A 23,662-nucleotide genomic window follows, 5' to 3' on the forward strand; every position below is an offset into this window, starting at 1 on the left:
CCCGAAGGTCGGCTTTTTACTTTCAGCGTCGTTATTCGACAGACTGCGGACGCGTTGCCGGTGCAGTCGCCTGATGCGTTGCACTATGGCCGCCTGCAGCGCCTTTACCTTCGAAGTTGAATTCCGGGCGTACCCAGTCGCTGTGACGCGGGGCTTCAGGCACGTAATCCGGCGCCGGGGCGCGCGTCATTGGTGCTGTCGCCACGTGGGCTGCGGCTGGTGCAGAAACAACCGGCTCAGGTTTCACCTCAGGCGCTTTCGGTTCTTCAACAACCGGTTCAACCTCAATCTCAACGTCCTGAACGACTTCTTCAGTGGTGGTTTCAACCAGGGTTTCAGCGGTGTCTTCCACTGCGGCTACAGGTTCAGCCACTTCAGCGATTTCCTCAGCCACCACGGCATCTTCTTCAGCAATAAGCTGCGGTGCGGCATCAACCGGCGCGGCAATCACTTCCGGATGAGTGGTTTCGACTTCAACTGCCTGAGGTGCTTCCGTTTCAACAATCTGAGGTTCAACCACGGTTGCCGCTTCAGTCACAACGTCTTCTACCGCTGCCACAGGTGCAATCACCTCTTCGGTTACAGGCTGTTCTTCAACAACCTGCTCCGGGCGAGCAACCGGGTAGCGGATCCAGACTTTGCCGGACGCCATTTCTGGCGAAGCACAGGCAATGGTCAGCGGCATTGGCGACTGAGTCGGGTAACGCTCGTCACGATAGCGACGACGGCGCTGGCCGCTGACGCGCAGATGACGTGGAGAACGGCGTGAACGGCGCGGCATACCGGCGTTATCACGGTTTTCGCCGTTATCATCCTGCTCAACGTTGTTTTCAACGACCGCTGGCAGATCAACTTTCGCCAACTGCGTACCGGTTGTGCTCTCGCTGGTTTCAACTGCGACAACGGCTGACTCTTCTGTTACTTCTGAGGCGAAGCGAACTTTCTGAGAAAGCTGGCGCTGCTTACGACGCGGCATTACCTGAGTGCGCTCTTCCTGCTCGCCGTCCTGCTGTTCAACAGGCTCTTCGCGGTTCAGGTTTTTGACTTCCTGCTGTGCCTGACGCTTCTCGTCGTTACGGCGACGGCTGCGTTCACGGCGCGGCTGCTGGTCGTCACGCTGTTTGCTCTTCTCAGTCTCATCGCCCGCCTGCTGGCGAATTTCACGATCTTCAACATTCGACTGCTGTTTCTCGCGACGGTTGCGACGGTTGTCTTCGCGTTGCTCACGGCCTTCGCTATTCTCAGAGCGGTTGTCACGGTTGTCACGACGCTCGCTACGGTCATTACGGTCATTACGGTCGTTGCGGTCATTACGATCGCGGCGGTTGTTCTGACGCTTGCGGCGGTCTTGCTGCCGCTCTGGCTTGGCTGCTTTAGGCTCTTCTTTCGGCTGCTCTGGCTGAACTTCTTCTTCAGCAAACATCTTCTTCAGCGCGCCAAAGAAGCGGCTCAGCAGACCCGGCTGTGCCGGCTGGGCTTTCGCTACCGCGGCTTCTGGTTTCTGCGCTGCAGGTTTGGCCGCAGGTTTTTCCAGGGCTGCTTCCGGTGGTGCTTCAGGCATGATGAAGGTCGCTAACGCAGGCTGCTCTGGCAGTTTGCGCTCGGCTGGCTCTTCATCGGAAGGCAGGGACATCTCTTCTTCATGCAGCTTCGGCAGCAGGTAGCTGAGGGTGGTCGTCTCTTCGCCCTTACGCACGCGCAGTACGTGATAGTGCGGGGTCTGCATCTGGTCGTTTGGCACGATGATGCAGCGAACGCCGCCCTGACGCGCTTCAATTGCACTTACCGCTGCACGTTTTTCGTTAAGCAGGTAAGAGGCAACGGGAACCGGCACAATGGCGTGAACCTCTTTGGTGTTCTCTTTCAGCGCTTCTTCTTCAATCAGACGCAGAATGGAGAGAGACAGAGATTCGTTATCACGTACGGTACCGGTGCCGGAGCAGCGCGGACAAACGTGATGGCTGGACTCGCCGAGAGACGGGCTCAGACGCTGACGGGACATCTCCAGCAGGCCAAAGCGTGAGATATGGCTAATCTGGATACGCGCCCTGTCCTGACGCACCGCTTCGCGCAGACGGTTTTCAACCGCACGCTGGTGGCGAACAGGGGTCATGTCGATGAAGTCGATAACGATCAGACCACCCAGGTCGCGCAGGCGGAGCTGGCGGGCGATTTCATCAGCGGCTTCGAGGTTCGTGTTATAGGCGGTCTCTTCGATATCGCCACCGCGCGTTGCACGCGCGGAGTTGATGTCGATAGCGGTCAGCGCTTCAGTGGTATCGATAACGATAGAACCGCCGGATGGCAGACGCACTTCACGCTGGAAGGCGGACTCAATCTGGGATTCAATCTGATAGTGGCTGAACAGCGGGATTTCACCGGTGTACAGTTTAATTTTGCTGGTGAAATCCGGACGACCCAGCGCGGCGATGTGCTGGCGGGCCAGCTCAAGCACTTTCGGGTTATCGATCAGAATCTCACCGATGTCCTGACGCAGGTAGTCACGGAAGGCACGCACGATAACGTTGCTTTCCTGGTGGATCAGGAACGGAGCAGGGCGGCTTTCCGCTGCTTTCTGTATGGCTTCCCAGTGCTTCAGACGGAAGCTCAGGTCCCACTGCAGCGCTTCGGCTGATTTGCCCACACCTGCGGTACGCACGATAAGCCCCATGCCATCAGGCAGTTCGAGGCTTGCCAGCGCTTCTTTCAGCTCGGTACGGTCATCACCTTCGATACGGCGAGAGATGCCACCCGCACGCGGGTTGTTAGGCATCAGAACCAGATAGCTCCCTGCGAGGCTGATAAAGGTGGTCAGTGCGGCACCTTTGTTGCCGCGCTCTTCTTTATCAATCTGAACGATAACTTCCTGGCCTTCACGCAGAACATCTTTGATGTTTGGGCGGCCATGGGCGTTGTAGTTTGCGGGGAAATATTCGCGGGCGATTTCTTTCAGAGGGAGGAAACCATGACGCTCAGCACCGTAATCGACAAATGCAGCTTCAAGGCTTGGTTCAATGCGGGTGATTTTACCTTTGTAAATGTTCGCTTTTTTCTGTTCGTGTCCAGGACTTTCGATATCCAGATCGTACAGGCGCTGCCCATCCACAAGGGCGACACGCAACTCTTCTTGCTGAGTTGCGTTGATTAACATTCTTTTCATCGTAACTTACTCGTTATTCTTACATTGACGACAAAGCTGCGGGCAAGGTGACGCTTTCCGGGGTATGAACCGATGGCCTCGTGTCTGTTCACGTCGCCAACCTCACGGTTGTCGCTCGCTTAAGAGGCGCAGAGTGTCGGTTGCCTGTGTTTCATACGGAAACACAGCGCAATTATCAGGGGAATTGCCTGGGTAGAACTCTCCAGAGAACAATCCTTATACCGGGAAGTACTGCAACCCGCAGCCCGCTAACTGCCTGAAAGATCAATACGTCTTACGCCATTGCTGCGTGGATGATCGGTCAGACAAAATTGGTCATTCCGTCAACATCCTTACTTAACCAGGATTTAACACGGAAAACAGCCTCATTATTCCACTGCTCGCCGGGTTATAGCAAGATGACTTTTACCAATTATCACCCGGTTACTCACAGTTTCTTCACTTCTGAATGGCGATTGGTTTAATAACCACCAAATCGGTTGCGCGAAACGGGGGACAGGCCGGATAAAAGTAAATATAAGCATAGAAAAATGAGTGGCGCTAATGGCTGTCGATATTTAGAATCGCCAACCATGAAAACAGAGACTCCAGCCGTAAAAATGGTTGCCATCGCCGAAGATGACGCGGGGCAACGTATCGATAACTTTTTGCGTACCCAGCTCAAAGGGGTGCCAAAGAGCATGATTTACCGCATCCTGCGTAAGGGCGAGGTGCGGGTTAACAAAAAACGCGTGAAGCCTGAGTACAAACTCGAGGCGGGCGATGAAGTGCGTATTCCGCCGGTGCGCGTTGCAGAACGTGAAGAAGAGACCGTTTCACCGAAGCTACAGAAAGTGGCGGCCCTGAGCGATGTCATCCTTTATGAAGACGACCATATTCTGGTGCTGAATAAACCGTCAGGGACGGCTGTTCATGGCGGTAGCGGTCTGAGCTTCGGCGTGATTGAAGGGTTGCGAGCCCTGCGCCCGGAAGCGCGCTTCCTTGAACTCGTGCACCGTCTTGACCGCGATACCTCTGGCGTACTGCTGGTGGCGAAAAAGCGTTCTGCGCTGCGTTCTCTGCATGAGCAGCTGCGTGAAAAAGGGATGCAGAAAGACTATCTGGCGCTGGTTCGTGGTCAATGGCAGTCCCATGTAAAAGTAGTGCAGGCGCCGCTGCTGAAGAACATTCTGCAAAGCGGCGAACGTATTGTCCGCGTAAGCCAGGAAGGGAAACCGTCTGAAACGCGCTTTAAAGTTGAAGAGCGCTATGAGTTTGCGACGCTGGTGCGCTGCAGTCCTGTCACCGGTCGTACCCACCAGATCCGCGTGCATACGCAGTTTGCAGGGCATCCAATTGCCTTTGATGACCGCTATGGCGACCGCGAGTTTGATAAGCAGCTGGCTGGGACGGGGCTGTCGCGTCTGTTCCTGCATGCGGCAGCGCTGAAGTTTACCCATCCTAATACGGGTGAAGTCATCCGTATTGAAGCGCCGCTGGATGAGCAGCTGAAACGCTGTCTTAAGGTTCTGCGCGGCTGAGTTTGCTTTCCTCCCTCTCCCTGTGGGAGAGGGCCGGAGTGAGGGCATCAGGCCGCAACGTTTCAGTCACATGGTCAGCGGATTATACTCTTCTCGTCTTAACATCTGACACAAAGCAATCAGCGGTAACCCCACCAGCGTGTTGGGATCGCGACCATCCAGCTTGTCGAACAGCGCAATCCCCAATCCTTCACTCTTAAAGCTTCCCGCACAGTTCAGCGGACGTTCCCGCCGCACATAATCCACGATCTCTTGCTCGCTGAGATGACGGAAGTGTACGTCGAACGGCTCGCACTCCGTTTGCAGATGACCGGAGGCGGAGTTATAGAGCGCCAGGCCGGTATAAAAGGTCACGATCGTGCCTCGCGCACGCAGAAGCTGCTGGCAGGCGTTCTCCTCCGTATGGGGCTTGCCGGTTATTTCCCCGTCCAGCACGCAAACCTGATCGGAGCCTATAATCAAATGTGCGGGGTAACGTGCGGCCAGCGACTGCGCTTTCTCCTTAGCAAGACGCATCACCAGATGACGCGGTGATTCGCCCGGCTGTGGCGTCTCATCAACCTCTGGCGCGGCGCATTCAAATGGGATCCCGAGCTTTTCCAGCAGCATTCGGCGGTAGGGAGATGTGGAAGCAAGGACGAGATTTGGCATATTTTTATCACCAGATATAGCGTATCGATGCCAGCCATTTTAAACTACAGGCCGCAATGTGTGCGAATAATTGGCAAAAGGCAGCTCTGGTTGCCTTTTTCTTTGACTCTATGACGTTACAAAGTTAATATGCGCGCCCTATGCAAAAGGTAAAATTACCCCTGACTCTTGATCCGGTTCGTACGGCTCAAAAACGCCTCGATTACGAAGGTATCTATACTTCCGATCAGGCTGAGCGTATTGCCGAATCCGTAGTCAGTGTGGACAGTGATGTAGAATGCTCCATGTCGTTCGCTATCGACAACCAGCGTCTCGCCGTTTTAACCGGTGATGCAAAGGTGACGGTAACGCTCGAGTGTCAGCGTTGCGGGAAACCGTTTGTACAGCATGTTCACACAACGTATTGTTTCAGTCCGGTTCGTTCTGACGAACAGGCTGAAGCACTCCCGGAAGCGTATGAGCCGATTGAGGTTAACGAATTCGGTGAAATCGATCTTCTGGCTCTGGTTGAAGATGAAATCATCCTCACCTTGCCAGTAGTTCCGGTGCATGATTCTGAACACTGTGAAGTGTCCGAGGCGGACATGGTCTTTGGGGAACTGCCTGATGAAGCGCAAAAACCAAACCCATTTGCCGTATTAGCCAGCTTAAAGCGTAAGTAATTGAGGAGTAAGGTCCATGGCCGTACAACAGAATAAACCAACCCGTTCCAAACGTGGCATGCGTCGTTCCCATGACGCGCTGACTGCAGTTACCAGCCTGTCTGTAGACAAGACTTCTGGTGAGAAACACCTGCGTCACCACATCACCGCTGACGGTTTCTACCGCGGCCGCAAGGTTATCACTAAGTAATCACGCGCAAGCGTGATTAGGCTTAGTGAGGATTTCCCCGTGCAAACGGGGAATTTACCGAACCAGGCTGCGACGATACCTTGACACGTCTAACCCTGGCGTTAGATGTCATGGGGGGAGATTTTGGCCCTTCCGTGACAGTGCCTGCAGCATTGCAGGCACTGAATTCTAATTCGCAACTCACACTTCTTTTAGTCGGCAATCCCGACACAATCACGCCATTACTCGCAAAAGCTGACTTTGAACAACGTTCACGTCTGCAGATTATTCCTGCGCAGTCAGTTATTGCCAGTGATGCCCGACCCTCGCAGGCCATTCGCAATAGTCGTGGCAGCTCTATGCGGATAGCGCTGGAGCTGGTGAAAGAAGGGCGAGCTCAGGCTTGCGTCAGCGCGGGAAATACCGGCGCGCTGATGGGCCTGTCGAAATTGCTGCTCAGACCTATTGAAGGTATTGAGCGCCCGGCGCTGGTGACGGTATTACCGCATCAGCAGAAGGGCAAGACGGTAGTGCTCGATTTAGGCGCTAACGTCGACTGTGATAGTACTATGCTGGCTCAGTTTGCCGTGATGGGATCGGTGCTGGCAGAAGAAGTTGTCGGGATCAACACTCCCCGTGTTGCGTTACTGAACATTGGTGAAGAAGAGACCAAAGGCCTGGACAGCATTCGCGAAGCGGCTGAATTGCTCAAACAGGTTCCCTCCATCAACTATATTGGTTATCTCGAAGCCAATGAGTTGTTGACGGGTAAAACGGATGTTCTGGTGTGCGATGGCTTCACCGGAAACGTCACGTTGAAGACCATGGAAGGGGTCGTACGCATGTTTCTTTCTCTGCTGAAATCTCAGGGAGAAGGCAAAAAAAGCGCCTGGTGGCTGATTTTATTGAAGCGTTGGTTACAAAAGAGCCTGACGCGGCGATTCAGTCACCTCAACCCCGACCAGTATAATGGCGCCTGTCTGTTAGGATTGCGCGGCATCGTGATTAAGAGTCATGGCGCCGCCAATCAGCGAGCATTTGCTGTCGCGATTGAACAGGCAGTGCAGGCGGTGCAGCGACAAGTCCCTCAGCGGATTGCCGCTCGCCTGGAATCTGTATTAGCTAAAAGTGACTGAGCGTACATGTATACGAAGATTTTAGGTACCGGCAGCTACCTGCCAAAACAAGTGCGAACCAACGCCGATCTGGAAAAAATGGTAGATACGTCTGACGAGTGGATTGTCACGCGCACAGGTATCCGTGAACGTCGTATTGCCGCGCCAGACGAAACCGTATCGACCATGGGTTACGAAGCCGCACAGCGTGCTATCGAAATGGCGGGCATTGATAAAGAACAGATTGGTTTGATCGTGGTCGCCACGACGTCTGCCACGCATGCTTTCCCAAGCGCAGCGTGCCAGGTGCAAAACATGCTCGGCATTAAAGGCTGTCCGGCGTTTGACGTCGCTGCCGCGTGCGCAGGCTTCACCTATGCGCTGAGCGTCGCCGATCAATACGTGAAATCCGGTGCCGTTAAATATGCGCTGGTGATTGGTGCTGACGTGCTGGCGCGTACCTGCGATCCAACCGATCGTGGAACGATCATTATTTTTGGTGATGGTGCGGGCGCGGTGCTGCTGGGGCAGTCCGAAGAGCCGGGTATCATCTCCACGCATCTGCATGCTGATGGCAGCTACGGCGAACTGTTGACTCTGCCTAACGCCGATCGCGTTAATCCGGACAACTCGATTTACCTGACCATGGCAGGGAACGAGGTGTTCAAGGTGGCGGTAACCGAGCTTGCACACATCGTTGATGAAACGCTGGAAGCGAATAACCTTGAGCGTTCCGCCCTCGACTGGCTGGTGCCGCATCAGGCGAACCTGCGTATCATCAGCGCTACCGCGAAAAAGCTGGGCATGTCGATGGATAACGTTGTAGTGACGCTGGATCGTCATGGCAACACCTCTGCGGCGTCGGTACCGTGCGCATTTGATGAAGCGGTACGCGATGGACGAATCAAACGGGGCCAGTTGGTCTTGCTTGAAGCCTTCGGTGGCGGGTTCACCTGGGGTTCCGCGCTGGTTCGTTTCTAGTATAAGGAATAAAAAATGACGCAATTTGCTTTTGTGTTCCCGGGCCAGGGCTCTCAAACCGTTGGGATGTTGTCTGAAATGGCAGCAGCCTATCCGGTTATTGAAGAGACTTTCCGTGAAGCTTCTGATGCACTGGGTTATGATTTATGGGCGCTGACCCAGCAGGGTCCGGCTGAAGAACTGAACAAAACCTGGCAGACCCAGCCAGCGCTGCTGACCGCGTCCGTTGCGCTGTGGCGCGTCTGGCAGCAGCAGGGCGGTAAAGCTCCAGCGCTGCTCGCGGGTCATAGCCTGGGTGAATACTCTGCGCTGGTGTGTGCTGGCGTGATCGCGTTTGCTGACGCGGTACGTCTGGTTGAACTGCGCGGTAAATTCATGCAGGAAGCGGTGCCTGAAGGCACGGGCGGCATGTCTGCCATCATCGGTCTGGATGACGCTGCAATTGCAAAAGCGTGTGAAGAATCTGCTGAAGGCCAGGTTGTCTCTCCGGTAAACTTCAACTCGCCGGGCCAGGTAGTTATTGCCGGTCATAAAGAAGCGGTTGAACGCGCGGGTGCGGCCTGTAAAGCAGCGGGTGCTAAGCGTGCGCTGCCGCTGCCGGTCAGCGTGCCGTCTCACTGTGCGTTGATGAAGCCTGCTGCTGAGAAACTGGCGGTTGAGCTGGAAAAAATTACGTTTAACGCACCGACGATTTCCGTTGTGAATAACGTCGATGTGAAATGCGAAACCACGCCGGAAGCTATCCGTGACGCACTGGTTCGCCAGCTCTATAGCCCGGTGCAGTGGACCAAAACCGTTGAGTTTATGGCAGCGGAGGGCGTTGAGCATCTGTATGAAGTCGGCCCAGGTAAAGTCCTCACCGGTCTGACAAAACGTATTGTTGACACCCTGACAGCCTCGGCGATTAACGAGCCGGAAGCGATGTCAGCGGCACTCTCGCAATAAAAGAGGAATACCATGAGTTTTGAAGGAAAAATCGCCCTGGTCACTGGCGCAAGCCGCGGTATCGGGCGTGCAATTGCTGAAACACTGGTTGCGCGCGGCGCGAAGGTGATTGGTACAGCAACCAGCGAGAATGGCGCTCAGGCCATCAGCGAGTATCTGGGTGCAAACGGTAAAGGTCTGGTACTGAATGTGACCGAACCTGCATCTATCGAATCTGTTCTGGAAAATATTCGCGCAGAGTTTGGCGAAGTGGATATTCTGGTAAACAATGCCGGGATCACTCGCGATAACCTGTTAATGCGAATGAAAGACGACGAGTGGAACGATATCATCGAAACCAACCTGTCATCTGTATTCCGTCTGTCAAAAGCGGTAATGCGCGCTATGATGAAAAAGCGTCATGGACGTATTATCACTGTCGGTTCTGTGGTTGGTACCATGGGAAATGCTGGTCAGGCTAACTACGCTGCGGCGAAAGCAGGTCTGATTGGTTTCAGTAAGTCGCTGGCGCGTGAAGTCGCGTCCCGCGGTATTACGGTAAACGTTGTTGCTCCGGGCTTTATTGAAACGGACATGACGCGTGCGCTGACTGATGAGCAGCGTGCGGGTACGCTGGCGGCAGTTCCGGCGGGTCGTCTTGGCGACCCTAAAGAAATCGCCAGTGCGGTTGCATTTTTAGCCTCTGACGAAGCGGGTTACATCACTGGTGAGACCCTCCACGTCAACGGCGGGATGTATATGGTTTAACCACGATGAAAAATATTTGCGTTATTAGGGCGAATGGCCTCAAAATAACGTAAAATCGTGGTAAGAACTGCCGGGATTTAGTTGCAAATTTTTCAACATTTTATACACTACGAAAACCATCGCGAAAGCGAGTTTTGATAGGAAATTTAAGAGTATGAGCACTATCGAAGAACGCGTTAAGAAAATTATCGGCGAACAGCTGGGCGTTAAGCAGGAAGAAGTTGTGAACTCCGCTTCCTTCGTTGAAGACCTGGGCGCAGATTCTCTTGACACCGTTGAGCTGGTAATGGCTCTGGAAGAAGAGTTTGATACTGAGATTCCGGACGAAGAAGCTGAGAAGATCACCACCGTTCAGGCTGCCATTGATTACATCAACGGTCACCAGGCGTAAGTGAACATCTCCAGGCGGTCATTCGACCGCCTGAGTTTTATCTTTTTTAGTCCCACGAATCTCTTTTTTTATCCCTCCCTGGAGGACAAACGTGTCTAAGCGTCGTGTAGTTGTGACCGGACTTGGCATGTTGTCTCCTGTCGGCAATACCGTAGAGTCCACCTGGAAAGCTCTCCTTGCCGGTCAGAGCGGCATCAGCCTAATCGACCATTTCGATACTAGCGCCTATGCAACGAAATTTGCTGGCTTAGTAAAGGATTTTAACTGTGAAGAGATCATCTCGCGCAAAGAACAGCGCAAGATGGATGCCTTCATTCAATATGGAATTGTCGCTGGCGTTCAGGCCATGCAGGATTCTGGCCTTGAGATTACGGAAGAGAACGCAACCCGTATCGGCGCCGCTATCGGCTCCGGGATTGGCGGTCTTGGCCTGATCGAGGAAAACCATACATCTCTGATGAATGGCGGCCCGCGTAAAATCAGCCCGTTCTTCGTTCCGTCCACGATTGTTAACATGGTGGCGGGTCACCTGACCATCATGTTTGGCCTGCGTGGGCCAAGCATTTCAATCGCGACCGCCTGTACGTCTGGCGTACATAACATCGGCCAGGCCGCGCGCATTATTGCGTACGGCGATGCAGATGCTATGGTTGCGGGCGGTGCTGAAAAAGCCAGTACCCCGCTGGGTGTCGGCGGCTTTGGTGCGGCGCGTGCGCTGTCTACCCGCAATGATAACCCGCAGGCAGCGAGCCGTCCGTGGGATAAAGACCGTGACGGCTTCGTGCTGGGCGACGGGGCGGGCATGATCGTACTGGAAGAGTACGAACACGCGAAAAAACGCGGTGCGAAAATTTATGCTGAAATCGTTGGTTTCGGCATGAGCAGCGATGCTTACCACATGACGTCTCCTCCTGAGAACGGCGCGGGTGCTGCGCTGGCGATGGAAAACGCGATTCGTGATGCGGGTATTACCCCAGCACAAATTGGCTACGTGAACGCGCACGGTACTTCTACACCTGCAGGCGATAAAGCTGAAGCTCAGGCGGTTAAGTCTATCTTCGGCGAATCTGCCAGCCGCGTAATGGTGAGCTCCACCAAGTCCATGACCGGTCACCTGTTGGGTGCGGCGGGTGCGGTAGAGTCAATCTACTCCATCCTTGCGCTGCGCGATCAGGCTGTTCCGCCAACCATCAACCTGGATAACCCGGATGAAGGTTGCGATCTGGATTTCGTTCCTCACGAAGCGCGTCAGGTTAGCGGTATGGAGTACACCCTGTGTAACTCCTTCGGCTTCGGCGGCACCAACGGTTCTCTGATCTTCAAAAAGATCTGATCCTGACGTCCCGATAGCATTTAAAAAGGTCCGCTTGCCGGGCCTTTTTTATTAAGCCTAATCTTCTTGTCGGCTGCATGACATCCTGCCAGACTAAATGCCCACGCATAAGGAGCCACCATGTTTTTAATCAATGGCCTTGAGCAGGACACGCTGCCTGCCAGCGACAGGGCGATACAGTTCGGTGATGGTTGCTTTACGACAGCGCGTATTCTGGACGGCGATGTCTGCTTGCTGGAGGCGCACATTCGACGTCTGCAGCATGGCTGTGAAAAGCTCATGATCCCCTTTACGCACTGGGACACGTTGCGTCAGGAAATGTGCCAACTGGCTACGGGGAAGGACAGCGGCGTACTCAAAGTGATCATCAGCCGCGGCAGTGGTGGCCGGGGTTACAGCGCCGCATCGTGTATTAACCCTACGCGTATTCTCTCCGTTTCTGCTTATCCCGCGCATTACACTCGCTGGCGAGAAGACGGCGTCACGCTGACGCTGAGCCCGGTACGGCTGGGACGAAACCCGATGCTGGCCGGGCTTAAGCATCTCAACCGCCTTGAGCAGGTGCTCATTCGTACTCATCTTGAACAGACGGACGCCGATGAGGCGCTGGTTCTTGACAGCGAAGGGTTCATTACGGAATGCTGTGCGGCTAATTTACTCTGGCGGCAGGGGGAAGAGGTGTTCACTCCGTCGCTGGAACACGCTGGCGTAAATGGGTTAATGCGCCAGTTTTGTCTGGAACAGCTGGCACGCTCTGGCTTTCGCGTTGTCGAAGTTAGCGCAGGAGAAACCGCGCTACAGACCGCAGATGAAGTCATCATCTGCAATGCGCTGATGCCTGTTGTACCCGTCCGTGCGTATGGCCAACAACGCTGGTCTTCGCGCGAACTGTTTCAGTTTTTAGCCCCGATATGTGAGCAAACCAGATAGTCATGAAAAAAATGTTGCGCTTTGTCCTTATCCTCATCGTTGCGCTGGGCGTCGCTGGCGGAGCTGGCGTATGGAAAGTTCGCCAGCTGGCGAACAGCAAGATCCTGGTTAAAGACGAAACGATCTTTACCCTGAAAGCGGGAACCGGCCGTCAGGCGCTTGGGGAACAGCTCTATGGCGACAAGATTATTAATCGTCCAAGGGTATTCCAGTGGCTATTGCGCGTGGAGCCTGAGTTGTCACATTTTAAAGCCGGCACCTATCGCTTTACGCCGGGAATGACCGTCAGAGAGATGCTGCAGCTGTTGGAAAGCGGCAAAGAAGCCCAGTTCCCCCTGCGGTTTGTGGAAGGGATGCGCCTTAGCGATTACCTCAAACAGCTGCGTGACGCGCCGTATATCAAACATACCTTAAAAGACGATAGCTATCAGACGGTGGCTGAAGCGCTGAAGCTGGAACATCCGGAATGGGTGGAAGGCTGGTTCTGGCCAGACACCTGGATGTACACGGCAGGCACGACCGATGTGGCTATCCTGAAGCGGGCGCATAAAAAAATGGTCGCCGCCGTAGATGCCGCCTGGGAAGGGCGAATGGAAGGATTGCCTTACAGCGATCCGAACCAGTTCGTCACCATGGCCTCGATCGTTGAGAAAGAGACGGCCGTCGCTGCTGAGCGCGATCGGGTAGCGTCGGTATTTATCAACCGTCTGCGCATCGGCATGCGTCTGCAAACCGACCCTACGGTTATCTACGGCATGGGCGAGAGCTACAGTGGCAAGATCTCACGAAAAGATCTGGAGACGCCAACGGCGTATAATACCTACGTGATTAGCGGTTTACCGCCAGGCCCGATTGCCACGCCGAGCGAGGCGTCGCTCAAAGCCGCCGCGCATCCGGCTAAAACACCGTATCTCTATTTTGTGGCTGATGGAAAAGGGGGGCATACCTTTAACACCAACCTTGCCAGCCACAATCGCTCTGTTCAGGACTATCTGAAGGCACTTAAGGAAAAAAATGCGCAGTAAATACATTGTCATTGAGGGACTCGAAGGGGCGGGTAAAACCACTGCCCGCAACGTGGTGGTGGATACGCTCAAAACGCTTGGCGTGGCGGACATGGTATTTACCCGCGAGCCGGGCGGTACGCAGCTGGCTGAAAAGCTGCGCAGCCTGGTGCTGGATATTAAATCCGTCGGCGACGAAGTTATCACTGACAAAGCCGAAGTGCTGGTGTTCTACGCGGCACGCGTTCAGTTGGTTGAGACGGTGATCAAACCCGCCCTGGCCGAGGGCAAGTGGGTGATTGGCGACCGTCACGATCTGTCGACTCAGGCGTATCAGGGTGGAGGACGCGGCATCGACCAGACAATGCTCGCCACGCTGAGTAATGCTGTACTGGGGGATTTTCGCCCCGACCTGACGCTCTATCTGGATGTGACCCCGGAAGTGGGTCTCAAGCGTGCCCGCGCGCGCGGCGAGCTGGACCGCATTGAACAAGAGTCGTTTGATTTCTTTAACCGCACCCGTGCGCGCTATCTTGAACTGGCCGCACAGGACAGCTCAATTTGTACCATCGATGCGACGCAGTCCCTGGACGACGTCACGCGCGACATTCAGCACACCATTACGCAGTGGGTGCAGGAGCAGCAGGCATGAAATGGTATCCATGGTTGCGCCCACACTTTGAACAGCTGATCGGCAGCTATCAGGCGGGTCGGGGGCATCATGCGTTACTGATTCAGGCATTGCCAGGAATGGGTGATGATGCGTTGATTTATGCCATCACCCGTTTTCTGATGTGTCAGCAGCCGGAAGGGCACAAGAGCTGTGGTAAATGTCGTGGCTGCCAGCTGATGCAGGCGGGCACGCACCCTGACTACTACACCCTTGAGCCTGAGAAGGGCAAAAGCGCGCTCGGTATTGATGCCGTGCGTGAAGTCAGTGAAAAATTGTATGAACATGCGCGACTGGGCGGCGCAAAAGTGGTCTGGCTTAAAGACGCCACGCTGCTCACCGAAGCGGCGGCTAACGCCCTGCTAAAAACCCTGGAAGAGCCGCCGGTTAAAACGTGGTTTTTCCTCTCATGCCGTGACCCGGGACGATTACTGGCGACGTTGCGCAGCCGTTGTCGTCTTCATCACCTTGCAGTACCTCAGGAATCGTGGGCGCTGAGCTGGCTGGAACGAGAGGTGACAACGTCACCTGAAAGCGCGCTGTCCGCCTTGCGCCTTAGCAGCGGCGCGCCCGCGGCGGCGCTGGCATTACTGCAGCCTGACGTCTGGTCAGAGCGAGAAACGCTCTGCCGGGCCGTAGATGCGTCGCTGAACAGTCAGGACTGGCTAAGTTTACTGCCTGCGCTTAACAGCGATCGGGCCGTTGAGCGTCTGCACTGGCTGGCCTCCCTACTGCTGGATGCGCTCAAAATCCAGCAAGGGGCTACGCTTCTGACCAACCCGGACGCGTTGCCGCTGGTGAATACGCTGGCGAACCGCCTCTCAGGGAAGATTCTTCACGCGATGCTCCATGATATCTGCCAGAGCCGTGAACAGCTTTTAACCGTGACGGGTCTTAATCGCGAGCTTTTACTGACCGACCAGTTACTGCGTATCGAACATTACCTGCAACCCGGCGTCACACCGCCAGTTTCCCATCTCTGAGAGAGACATTATGTTTTTAGTCGACTCACACTGCCATCTTGATGGCCTGGATTATCAATCCCTGCATAAGAACGTGGATGACGTGCTGGCAAAAGCCGCTGCCCGCGATGTGAAATTCTGTCTTGCGGTGGCGACGACGCTGCCGGGCTATCGCTCCATGCGTGAGCTGGTGGGCGTTCGCGATAACGTGGTGTTCTCCTGCGGCGTACATCCGTTGAATCAGGACGAGGCCTACGACGTTGAGGATCTGCGCCGACTGGCAGCCGAAGAGGGCGTGGTGGCGATGGGCGAGACCGGGCTGGACTATTTTTACACGCCGGAAACCAAACCGCGCCAGCAGGAGTCCTTCCGCAACCATATTCGCATTGGCCGGGAACTGAACAAGCCGGTTATCGTCCACACCCGCGATGCGCGTGCGGATACCCTGGCTATTCTCCAGGAAGAAAACGTGACGGATTGCGGTGGCGTACTACACTGTTTCACAGAAGACAGAGAAACGGCGGGTAAGCTGCTTGATTTAGGGTTTTATATCTCGTTTTCGGGGATCGTGACGTTCCGTAACGCTGAGCAGCTGCGTGATGCTGCACGTTATGTTCCGCTCGATCGCATTCTGGTGGAGACGGATTCTCCGTACCTGGCACCGGTACCGCATCGCGGTAAAGAGAACCAGCCCGCTATGACGAGAGATGTGGCTGAGTACATGGCCGTACTGAAGGGCGTCAGCATCGACGAGCTGGCCCGCGTGACGACGGAAAACTTCTCCACGCTGTTCCATATCGACCCCGCCCGCCTGCAATATGTTTGATACACCTGTTTTTTTTAGGCTCGTAATTAATAAGTAAAGCGAGTAAAGTTCACCGCCTCATTTGGGGCGGTGAGGGTGTTTTTAGACACATCCGGACATGCTTTTTGTAAATAACTGAAAGTTTTTCGACCGCCTTAAGCTGAAACGTGATAGCCGTCAAACAAACTCAGAGGGAATTATTTTACTCTGTGTAATAAATAAAGGGCGCTTAGATGTCCTGTCCACGGCACGGTACTCCCCCCGGGCCAATGCGTGAAAGCGTAAAAAAAAGCACAAATACTCAGGAGCACTCTCAATTATGTTTAAGAATGCATTTGCTAACCTGCAAAAGGTCGGTAAATCGCTGATGCTGCCAGTATCCGTACTGCCTATCGCAGGTATCCTGCTGGGTGTCGGTTCTGCTAACTTCAGCTGGCTGCCAGCCGTAGTGTCCCACGTGATGGCCGAAGCAGGCGGTTCTGTCTTTGCTAACATGCCACTGATCTTCGCGATCGGTGTGGCTCTGGGCTTCACCAATAACGACGGCGTTTCTGCGCTGGCTGCAGTGGTTGCCTACGGCATCATGGTGAAAACCATGGCTGTGGTTGCGCCGCTGGTTCTGCATTTACCGGCAGAAGAGATCGCCGCGAAACACCTGGCGGACACCGGTGTTCTGGGCGGTATCATCTCCGGTGCGATTGCAGCGTATATGTTTAACCGCTTCTATCGCATCAAGCTGCCTGAGTACCTGGGCTTCTTCGCGGGCAAGCGTTTCGTTCCGATCATCTCTGGTCTGGCAGCGATTTTCACTGGCGTGATCCTGTCCTTCATCTGGCCACCAATCGGCTCTGCTATCCAGACCTTCTCTCAGTGGGCTGCTTACCAGAACCCGGTTGTGGCGTTTGGTATCTACGGCTTCATCGAGCGTTGCCTGGTGCCATTTGGTCTGCACCATATCTGGAACGTTCCATTCCAGATGCAGATTGGTGAATTCACCAACGCAGCAGGTCAGGTGTTCCACGGCGATATCCCACGTTACATGGCGGGCGACCCAACTGCAGGTAAACTGTCTGGTGGCTTCCTGTTCAAAATGTACGGTCTGCCAGCAGCGGCGATTGCTATCTGGCACTCTGCTAAGCCAGAGAACCGTGCAAAAGTGGGCGGTATCATGATCTCCGCAGCGCTGACCTCGTTCCTGACCGGTATCACCGAGCCGATCGAGTTCTCCTTCATGTTCGTTGCGCCGATCCTGTACATTATCCACGCGATTCTGGCGGGCCTGGCGTTCCCAATCTGTATCCTGCTGGGTATGCGTGACGGTACGTCCTTCTCTCACGGTCTGATCGACTTCATCGTTCTGTCCGGTAACAGCAGCAAACTGTGGCTGTTCCCAATCGTGGGCGCGTGCTATGCCGTTGTTTACTACACTATCTTCCGCGTGCTGATTAAAGCACTGGACCTGAAAACTCCGGGTCGTGAAGATGCGACAGAAGACAGCAAAGCTGGCGCTACCAGCGAAATGGCTCCGGCACTGGTCGCAGCGTTCGGCGGTAAAGAGAACATCACTAACCTGGACGCGTGCATCACTCGTCTGCGTGTGAGCGTTGCCGACGTGGCGAAAGTAGACCAGCCGGGTCTGAAAAAACTGGGCGCAGCGGGCGTAGTTGTTGCAGGTTCTGGTGTACAGGCAATTTTCGGTACCAAATCCGATAACCTGAAAACCGAAATGGATGAGTACATCCGCAGCAACTAAGTTGTGACCTGGGGAGACTAAGGCAGCCGAATGGCTGCCTTTTTTATTTGTGTGGTGTGTAGTGCCGATACTCAGAAATCGTAGCTCGCGCTTACCGAGACGTTCAGCGGTGCGCCATAAACCACATAAGAGCCGACATAATCGTAATACTCTTTGTCGAACAGGTTGTTGACGTTCGCCTGAACAGCAAAATCTTTGGTGACCTGATAACGGCTGAACAGGTTAACCAGCCCGTAGCTGCCTTGCTCCGCGCGGGAACGTCCTGCCGGGCCGCCTTCCACGTCCGTCCACACTTTGTTCTGCCAGTTTACGCCACCGCCCACGGTCAGTTCCGGCAGCTTTGGCAGTTGATAACGGGTGAACAGCTTCATGGTTGTGCGCGGCTGATCGGAGCTTACGGCGTTGCCATTCTTATCTTCAGCAATGTAGCGGGTCGCGCCGAAGGTCAGCTGCCAGTTATCGGTCAGGGCACCGTTGAGTTCGAACTCAATACCTTTGCTCACTACGCCGTCCAGCGATTGATAAATCGACTCACCGCTCGGCATGTAGGTATACGTATTGCTTGCTACGTTATCCTGCTCAATGCGGAAAATCGCCAGCGAGGTGGTAAGACGGGTATTGAACCAGTCTGCTTTCACACCGGCTTCGTAGCTTTTGCCCGTAGTGGGGTCGAGATAGCGTCCGCTGGCGTCCCGCTTGTCCTGGGGCTGGAAAATGGAGGTATAGCTGACGTAGGTCGACCAGTCTTCATTGATGTCGTAGACCAGGCCCGCGTAGGGCGTCACGTCATCTTTGGTGCTTTCCAGACGGGTGTCCGGGGAGCCCGCCGGGTTATAGCGAATGTTGTAGTTGGTATAACGCGCGCCGAGGATCAGATGCAGCGGATCGGCCAGCGAGAAGCGGGCGGAGGTATACGCTGAGGACTGGCGAATGTCGTCCTGGCTGTAGAGTTTCCACGGCGTCCACTGCGGGTCGGCAATGTTACCGTTCCAGTTCTTAAAGTTACCCACATCAACCATGCCGTAAACCGCGTCAGGCATTGAGTTGTCGTAATGGTTACGCTGGCGGCTGAAGCTGCCGCCGAACATCATTTCGTGCTGACGGCCTAAGAGATCGAAATCGCCGCGCAGGAAAGCGTCTACGGCATCCTGTTTACGTTCGCCACGGTTCCAGCCGCCGTAGCCTACCATGCCCGCACCAGTCTCTTTATCCGGATAGCCGGACATATACATCAGCTTAGAATCGAAGTTGGTTTCAGCATGCATGCCGTTAATATGCGCTTCCCAGCCATTATCGAAACGCTGCGTCAGGTTAGCGAAGATGCGGGTGCTGTCCTTGTCCGAGTAGGCCCAGTCAGGCGCGACGGTCTGGCTACGATTGTAATCGGTTTTGCTCCCGTCGCTGTACCAGGTCGGCAGCCCGCCCCAGGTTGGGTCGGCGGTGTTACTTTCCTGATACTCATACCCCACAGAGAGGGTAGTGCTGTCGGTGACGTCCGCATCCATCACGCCATAGAGGAATTTCTTCCGGTAGTGATAGTTATCCATGAAGCTGTCATTGTCCTGATAACCCGTGATCAGACGGCCCCGTACCTTGCCTGACTCCACCAGCGGCGCCTGAAGATCCAGCACGTAGCGCTGTTTATCCCAGCTGCCGTAGCTGGCCGAGACGTTACCTTTGAATTCATTGCTGTCCGCATGTTTGCGCACCATATTGACGTACGCCGCCGGGTTGCCCGTTCCGGACATCAGGCCGGTGGCACCGCGGACCACTTCGATGCGGTCATAAATCGCCGTATCGGCGGCGGTATCACCAAAGTTCCATACCTCGCTGATGGAGGTTGGCAGGTCGTCATAGGCATAGTTGCTGACGAAGAACCCGCGTGAGTAAAACACGGTACGGTCACTGTCTTGCACCTGCGCCGTTACGCCCGTGGTGTTGGTTAATACCTGACCGATGGACTGCAGGTTCTGATCGACCATGCGCTGCTGGCTAATCACGCTGACGGACTGTGGGATATCACGGGGAACCAGCAACAGCTTCGTACCGGTGGTGGTGGTTTTTACGCTGTAATCCCGTTCCTGACTTGCTGAAGGATCCTGCGTTTGCTCAAAACCGCCGTCAACAACGACGGTATCTTCGGCTGTTGATGCAGCGAATGCGGCGGCTGGCGTCAATGCCATAGTAATGCATACTGCCAGCAACGAAGGCGTTGCGACAGGCTGACGTTTCCCATCCCGGGTGTGATGAATGAAAGACATGATTAAACCCTTATGAATGATGAAGAGGGTATGCGTCAGTCCCGCGGACACGGGCTGGCGTCGTTTTCTATGTTAAAAATGCGCATGAAAATGCAAATGCGAAATATACGCATTGCTATTAATGCTGTAAACAGATGTGTCGACCGGCACTGAAATAATGTTTCAGCCCGTTAAAGCCTGCGAGCGGTCACTCTTCAGTCAGCTGATGAACATTCAGGAAAGAAATCGGGGGAGGAGGTTGAAAGGACAGGAGAAACTCGCTCATACTCTTGAATTGTGTCACACACCGATCCCGGGAGTGTGTTTACAGCGGACGCATTGCGCCAGATTAAATAAAAAAGGAAAAGGTCATGGCTGAAGAAACGATTTTCAGTAAAATTATCCGTCGCGAAATTCCGTCGGATATCGTCTATCAGGATGAACTGGTGACGGCTTTCCGGGACATTTCCCCTCAGGCCCCGACGCACATCCTTATCATTCCCAATATTCTGATTCCGACTGTAAACGACGTAAAAACCGAGCATGAAGTGGCGTTAGGTCGTATGCTGACGGTGGCTGCCAAAATCGCTGAACAGGAAGGGATTGCAGAAGACGGTTACCGTCTGATCATGAACTGCAACCGTCATGGTGGCCAGGAAGTTTATCATATTCACATGCATCTGCTGGGTGGACGTCCTCTGGGGCCGATGCTAGCACATAAAGGTCTTTGACATGCTTAAAGGGCGTATTGCAGCGCTGGTAATGGCGATGATGATTGTGGGGTGCAGCTCGCGTCCGGCGATCCCCGTGAACGATGAGCAGACGCTGGTCATGGAGTCCTCCGTGCTTGCCGCGGGGATCACGGCGCAACAGCCCGCGTTGACCATCAGTGAAATCAACTCATCTGCCTCCTCTACGCTCTTTAATGAAAGACATGAGCCAGTGACGGTCCACTACCGTTTTTTCTGGTATGACGTAAGAGGTCTTGAAATGCATCCGCTGGAGGCGCCGCGCAGCGTCACCATTCCGGCCAGGTCGTCGGTAACGCTCTATGGCAGCGCCAACTATCTGGGTGCACATAAGGTGAGACTTTATCTTTATCTCTGAGGGGTGAACCTTGATTAAAAATTTGAGCCGCTATGCGCTCGTGACAGCTTTCGCTCTGTTTCTTGCAGGGTGTGTGACCCGAACTGAACAGCCTGCACCTGTGGAAGAGGCTAAACCGGGTACTGAACAGCCGACACCGCCAACGCAGCAGCAGCCAACCGTGCCGTCTGTGCCGTCTATTCCGTCACAGCCGGGCCCGATTGAACATCCGGACCAGACGTCACAGCCCACGCCGCGCGTGCGCCATTACGACTGGAACGGGGCAATGCAGCCGATGGTCGGCAAAATGCTGCAGGCGCAGGGCGTGACGGCGGGCAGCGTGTTGCTGGTCGACAGCGTGAACAACCGCACCAACGGTTCGCTGAACGCGGGTGAAGCCACGGAAACCCTGCGCAATGCTCTGGCTAACAACGGCAAGTTTACGCTGGTCTCGGCTCAGCAGCTCGCCGTCGCCAAACAGCAGCTGGGCCTGTCGCCGCAGGATAGCCTCGGTACCCGCAGCAAGGCGATAGGCATTGCCCGTAACGTTGGCGCACAGTATGTGCTTTACTCTAACGCTACCGGTAACGTGAATACCCCAGCCCTGCAGATGCAGCTGATGCTGGTTCAGACAGGCGAAATTATCTGGTCAGGTAAAGGTGCGGTTACGCAACAATGACGGCACGCGTGAAGAGATTCTGACGCGCTATTTTCCTCAGTACCGCCTTATCGCGCCGCAGGCCCACTCCGGGCTTGGCGGCGCGAGTTGCATTATAGAGCAGGGCGAACGACGTCTGGTTTTGCGGCAAAATCACGACCCCGACGCGCCTGCCTCCCATTTCCGTCGTCAGTTTCGCGCTCTGAAACGTCTTCCGTCAGATCTCGTGCCTGCCCCTCGTTTTTTCAGACAGGGCTGGATGGCCGTCGACTATCTGGAAGGTGACGTTAAAAGCGCGCTGCCGGACACGCCTGTGCTTGCGGCGATGCTGTATCATCTGCACCGGCAGCCACGTCTGGGATGGCGAATTACGTTATTCCCGCTGCTTGAGCATTACTGGCAGCAAGCCCTGCCTGACAGGCGCACTCCAGTGTGGCTGGCACATCTCAAGCGGTTGCGTATAGCGGGTGAGCCGCAGCCGATTCGGCTTACGCCGTTGCATATGGATGTTCATGCCGGGAATATTGTTCATACGCCAGCGGGCATCAGGCTTATCGACTGGGAGTATGCGGGAGATGGCGATGTGGCGCTGGAGCTGGCGGCCGTCTGGACAGAGAGTGAAGCCGCGCGGCAGGCGCTTATCAGGGACTACGCCGAGTCGGCACACATTGACGTCGACGCGCTGAGGCGGCAGGTCAAACGCTGGCGACCCTGGGTCATCATGTTAATGGCTGGCTGGTTTGAAATGCGCTATCGGCAGTCCAGAGACAAACAATTTATTGCGCTGGCAGACGATGCCTGGCGTCAGTTACAAACTAAAGGATAAGAGAGGTGGATGTGGGTCCAGTCATGTTGGATGTAGAAGGGTTTGAGCTGGATGCGGAGGAGCGTGAAATTCTGGCGCATCCGCTGGTGGGTGGCCTGATCCTGTTTACCCGCAACTATCACGATCCGGCGCAGCTGCGTGAGCTGGTGCGTCAGATCCGCGCCGCGTCGCGCAATCATCTGGTGGTGGCCGTCGATCAGGAAGGCGGACGCGTGCAGCGTTTCCGCGACGGTTTTACCCGCCTGCCCGCAGCCCAGTCTTTTGCCGCGCTGCTCGGCACGGAAGAGGGTGGAAAACTGGCGCAGGAGGCCGGCTGGCTGATGGCCAGCGAAATGATTGCCATGGATATCGACATCAGCTTTGCCCCGGTGCTGGATGTAGGGCATATCAGCGCTGCCATTGGCGAGCGCTCATATCATGAAGACCCGCGTATTGCGCTGGCAATGGCGACCCGGTTCATCGACGGCATGCACGATGCAGGCATGAAAACCACCGGGAAACACTTCCCGGGGCACGGGGCGGTGACGGCGGATTCTCACAAAGAGACGCCGCGCGATCCGCGTCCGGAAGCGGAGATTCGCGCCAAAGATATGTCGGTTTTCCAGTCGCTTATCACCGATAACAAGCTGGATGCCATTATGCCCGCGCACGTGATTTACAGCGACGTCGACCCGCGTCCGGCCAGCGGATCTCCGCACTGGCTGAAAACCGTTCTGCGCCAGGAGCTGGGCTTCAACGGCGTGATTTTCTCTGACGATTTGTCGATGGAAGGGGCCGCGATCATGGGCAGCTACGCTGAACGCGGTCAGGCATCGCTGGATGCGGGTTGCGATATGATCCTGGTCTGCAATAATCGTAAAGGTGCCGTTAGCGTGCTGGATAACCTGTCGCCGATCAAAGCAGAGCGTGTTACACAATTGTATCATAAAGGTTCATTTAGCCGTCAGGAGCTGATGGATTCGGCGCGCTGGAAGACGGTCAACGCCCGGCTTGAAGACCTGAATGAGCGCTGGCAGGCACATAAAGCCAGCCTGTAAACCCTCCCGGAAGGCGT

Annotated in this window: 23 protein-coding genes; 20 read left to right on the forward strand and 3 right to left on the reverse strand. The window is 55.0% G+C overall.

From position 1 onward, the window contains the following. Positions 1-31: 31 nt before the first annotated feature. Positions 32-3,160, reverse strand: coding sequence for a ribonuclease E (rne, locus tag LA04_RS06130; protein WP_047650865.1), 3,129 nt, complete (start codon positions 3,158-3,160; stop codon positions 32-34). 572 nt (positions 3,161-3,732) lie between these two features. Between rne and rluC the strand changes: the two genes are divergently transcribed. Continuing rightward, entirely contained in the window at positions 3,733-4,680 is a 948-nt protein-coding gene (rluC, locus tag LA04_RS06135; protein ID WP_024909023.1) for a 23S rRNA pseudouridine(955/2504/2580) synthase RluC, read from the forward strand. Between the two features lie 66 nt (positions 4,681-4,746). Here rluC and LA04_RS06140 read toward each other — a convergent pair whose 3' ends face one another. Further along, positions 4,747-5,331, reverse strand: a complete 585-nt coding sequence (locus tag LA04_RS06140) for a Maf family protein (RefSeq protein ID WP_047650867.1) — start codon at positions 5,329-5,331, stop codon at positions 4,747-4,749. 140 nt (positions 5,332-5,471) lie between these two features. On the opposite strand from LA04_RS06140, the gene yceD reads away from it, so the two are divergent. The 14 genes from yceD (at position 5,472) to ptsG (ending at position 17,798) form a co-directional block, all read left to right on the forward strand. Continuing rightward, positions 5,472-5,993, forward strand: coding sequence for a 23S rRNA accumulation protein YceD (gene yceD, locus LA04_RS06145; protein ID WP_014883375.1), 522 nt, complete (start codon positions 5,472-5,474; stop codon positions 5,991-5,993). Between the two features lie 16 nt (positions 5,994-6,009). Continuing rightward, a complete protein-coding gene (gene rpmF, locus LA04_RS06150; protein ID WP_003857964.1) occupies positions 6,010-6,183 on the forward strand; it encodes a 50S ribosomal protein L32 in 174 nt (57 codons plus the stop codon). A gap of 80 nt (positions 6,184-6,263) precedes the next feature. Beyond that, positions 6,264-7,298 (forward strand): phosphate acyltransferase PlsX, encoded by a 1,035-nt coding sequence (gene plsX, locus LA04_RS06155; RefSeq protein ID WP_072015510.1) that lies wholly within the window; start codon positions 6,264-6,266, stop codon positions 7,296-7,298. Between the two features lie 6 nt (positions 7,299-7,304). Next, positions 7,305-8,258 (forward strand): beta-ketoacyl-ACP synthase III, encoded by a 954-nt coding sequence (locus tag LA04_RS06160; protein WP_008500797.1) that lies wholly within the window; start codon positions 7,305-7,307, stop codon positions 8,256-8,258. Between the two features lie 15 nt (positions 8,259-8,273). Beyond that, entirely contained in the window at positions 8,274-9,203 is a 930-nt protein-coding gene (gene fabD / locus LA04_RS06165; protein ID WP_047650869.1) for an ACP S-malonyltransferase, read from the forward strand. A gap of 12 nt (positions 9,204-9,215) precedes the next feature. Further along, complete coding sequence (gene fabG, locus LA04_RS06170) at positions 9,216-9,950, forward strand: 3-oxoacyl-ACP reductase FabG (RefSeq protein ID WP_008500795.1); 735 nt, start codon at positions 9,216-9,218, stop codon at positions 9,948-9,950. A 154-nt stretch (positions 9,951-10,104) separates the two neighbouring features. Further along, the gene (gene acpP, locus LA04_RS06175; RefSeq protein ID WP_003857954.1) at positions 10,105-10,341 is read left to right on the forward strand and encodes an acyl carrier protein; all 237 of its coding nucleotides are present in this window, start codon (positions 10,105-10,107) and stop codon (positions 10,339-10,341) included. 91 nt (positions 10,342-10,432) lie between these two features. Then, on the forward strand, positions 10,433-11,674 hold the full coding sequence (gene fabF / locus LA04_RS06180) for a beta-ketoacyl-ACP synthase II (RefSeq protein ID WP_023335279.1): 1,242 nt from the start codon (positions 10,433-10,435) through the stop codon (positions 11,672-11,674). 120 nt (positions 11,675-11,794) lie between these two features. After that, positions 11,795-12,604, forward strand: a complete 810-nt coding sequence (pabC, locus tag LA04_RS06185) for an aminodeoxychorismate lyase (RefSeq protein ID WP_047650870.1) — start codon at positions 11,795-11,797, stop codon at positions 12,602-12,604. 2 nt (positions 12,605-12,606) lie between these two features. Next, positions 12,607-13,629: a cell division protein YceG gene (gene yceG, locus LA04_RS06190; protein WP_047650871.1), complete on the forward strand. Its 1,023-nt coding sequence runs from the start codon at positions 12,607-12,609 to the stop codon at positions 13,627-13,629. After that, a complete protein-coding gene (gene tmk, locus LA04_RS06195; protein WP_047650873.1) occupies positions 13,619-14,260 on the forward strand; it encodes a dTMP kinase in 642 nt (213 codons plus the stop codon). The genes yceG and tmk overlap by 11 nt, the downstream gene beginning before the upstream one ends. Next, positions 14,257-15,261, forward strand: coding sequence for a DNA polymerase III subunit delta' (gene holB / locus LA04_RS06200; RefSeq protein ID WP_047650874.1), 1,005 nt, complete (start codon positions 14,257-14,259; stop codon positions 15,259-15,261). Before tmk ends, holB begins: the two co-directional genes overlap by 4 nt. A 10-nt stretch (positions 15,262-15,271) precedes the next feature. After that, positions 15,272-16,066, forward strand: a complete 795-nt coding sequence (locus LA04_RS06205; protein ID WP_047650875.1) for a metal-dependent hydrolase — start codon at positions 15,272-15,274, stop codon at positions 16,064-16,066. Positions 16,067-16,364: 298 nt separating this feature from the next. Then, the gene (ptsG, locus tag LA04_RS06210; protein WP_047650876.1) at positions 16,365-17,798 is read left to right on the forward strand and encodes a PTS glucose transporter subunit IIBC; all 1,434 of its coding nucleotides are present in this window, start codon (positions 16,365-16,367) and stop codon (positions 17,796-17,798) included. Positions 17,799-17,869: 71 nt separating this feature from the next. On the opposite strand, the gene fhuE is transcribed toward ptsG, so the two are convergent. Further along, on the reverse strand, positions 17,870-20,059 hold the full coding sequence (gene fhuE / locus LA04_RS06215) for a ferric-rhodotorulic acid/ferric-coprogen receptor FhuE (protein ID WP_047650877.1): 2,190 nt from the start codon (positions 20,057-20,059) through the stop codon (positions 17,870-17,872). A gap of 350 nt (positions 20,060-20,409) precedes the next feature. Here fhuE and hinT point away from each other — a divergent pair, with 350 nt between their 5' ends. The 5 genes from hinT to nagZ are packed head-to-tail and all read left to right on the forward strand — an operon-like array spanning position 20,410 to position 23,645. After that, positions 20,410-20,769: a purine nucleoside phosphoramidase gene (gene hinT, locus LA04_RS06220; RefSeq protein ID WP_006809243.1), complete on the forward strand. Its 360-nt coding sequence runs from the start codon at positions 20,410-20,412 to the stop codon at positions 20,767-20,769. A gap of 1 nt (position 20,770) precedes the next feature. After that, entirely contained in the window at positions 20,771-21,145 is a 375-nt protein-coding gene (locus tag LA04_RS06225) for a YcfL family protein (protein WP_023311159.1), read from the forward strand. A gap of 13 nt (positions 21,146-21,158) precedes the next feature. After that, positions 21,159-21,803 (forward strand): penicillin-binding protein activator LpoB, encoded by a 645-nt coding sequence (lpoB, locus tag LA04_RS06230; protein ID WP_197737691.1) that lies wholly within the window; start codon positions 21,159-21,161, stop codon positions 21,801-21,803. Continuing rightward, positions 21,784-22,608, forward strand: a complete 825-nt coding sequence (gene thiK / locus LA04_RS06235) for a thiamine kinase (RefSeq protein ID WP_047650879.1) — start codon at positions 21,784-21,786, stop codon at positions 22,606-22,608. Before lpoB ends, thiK begins: the two co-directional genes overlap by 20 nt. An 11-nt stretch (positions 22,609-22,619) precedes the next feature. Beyond that, positions 22,620-23,645, forward strand: coding sequence for a beta-N-acetylhexosaminidase (nagZ, locus tag LA04_RS06240; RefSeq protein ID WP_047650889.1), 1,026 nt, complete (start codon positions 22,620-22,622; stop codon positions 23,643-23,645). The last annotated feature ends 17 nt before the right edge of the window (positions 23,646-23,662 follow it).

It is taken from the genome of Enterobacter sp. UCD-UG_FMILLET (assembly GCF_000762975.1).
Classification (GTDB): Bacteria; Pseudomonadota; Gammaproteobacteria; order Enterobacterales; family Enterobacteriaceae; genus Enterobacter; species Enterobacter dykesii.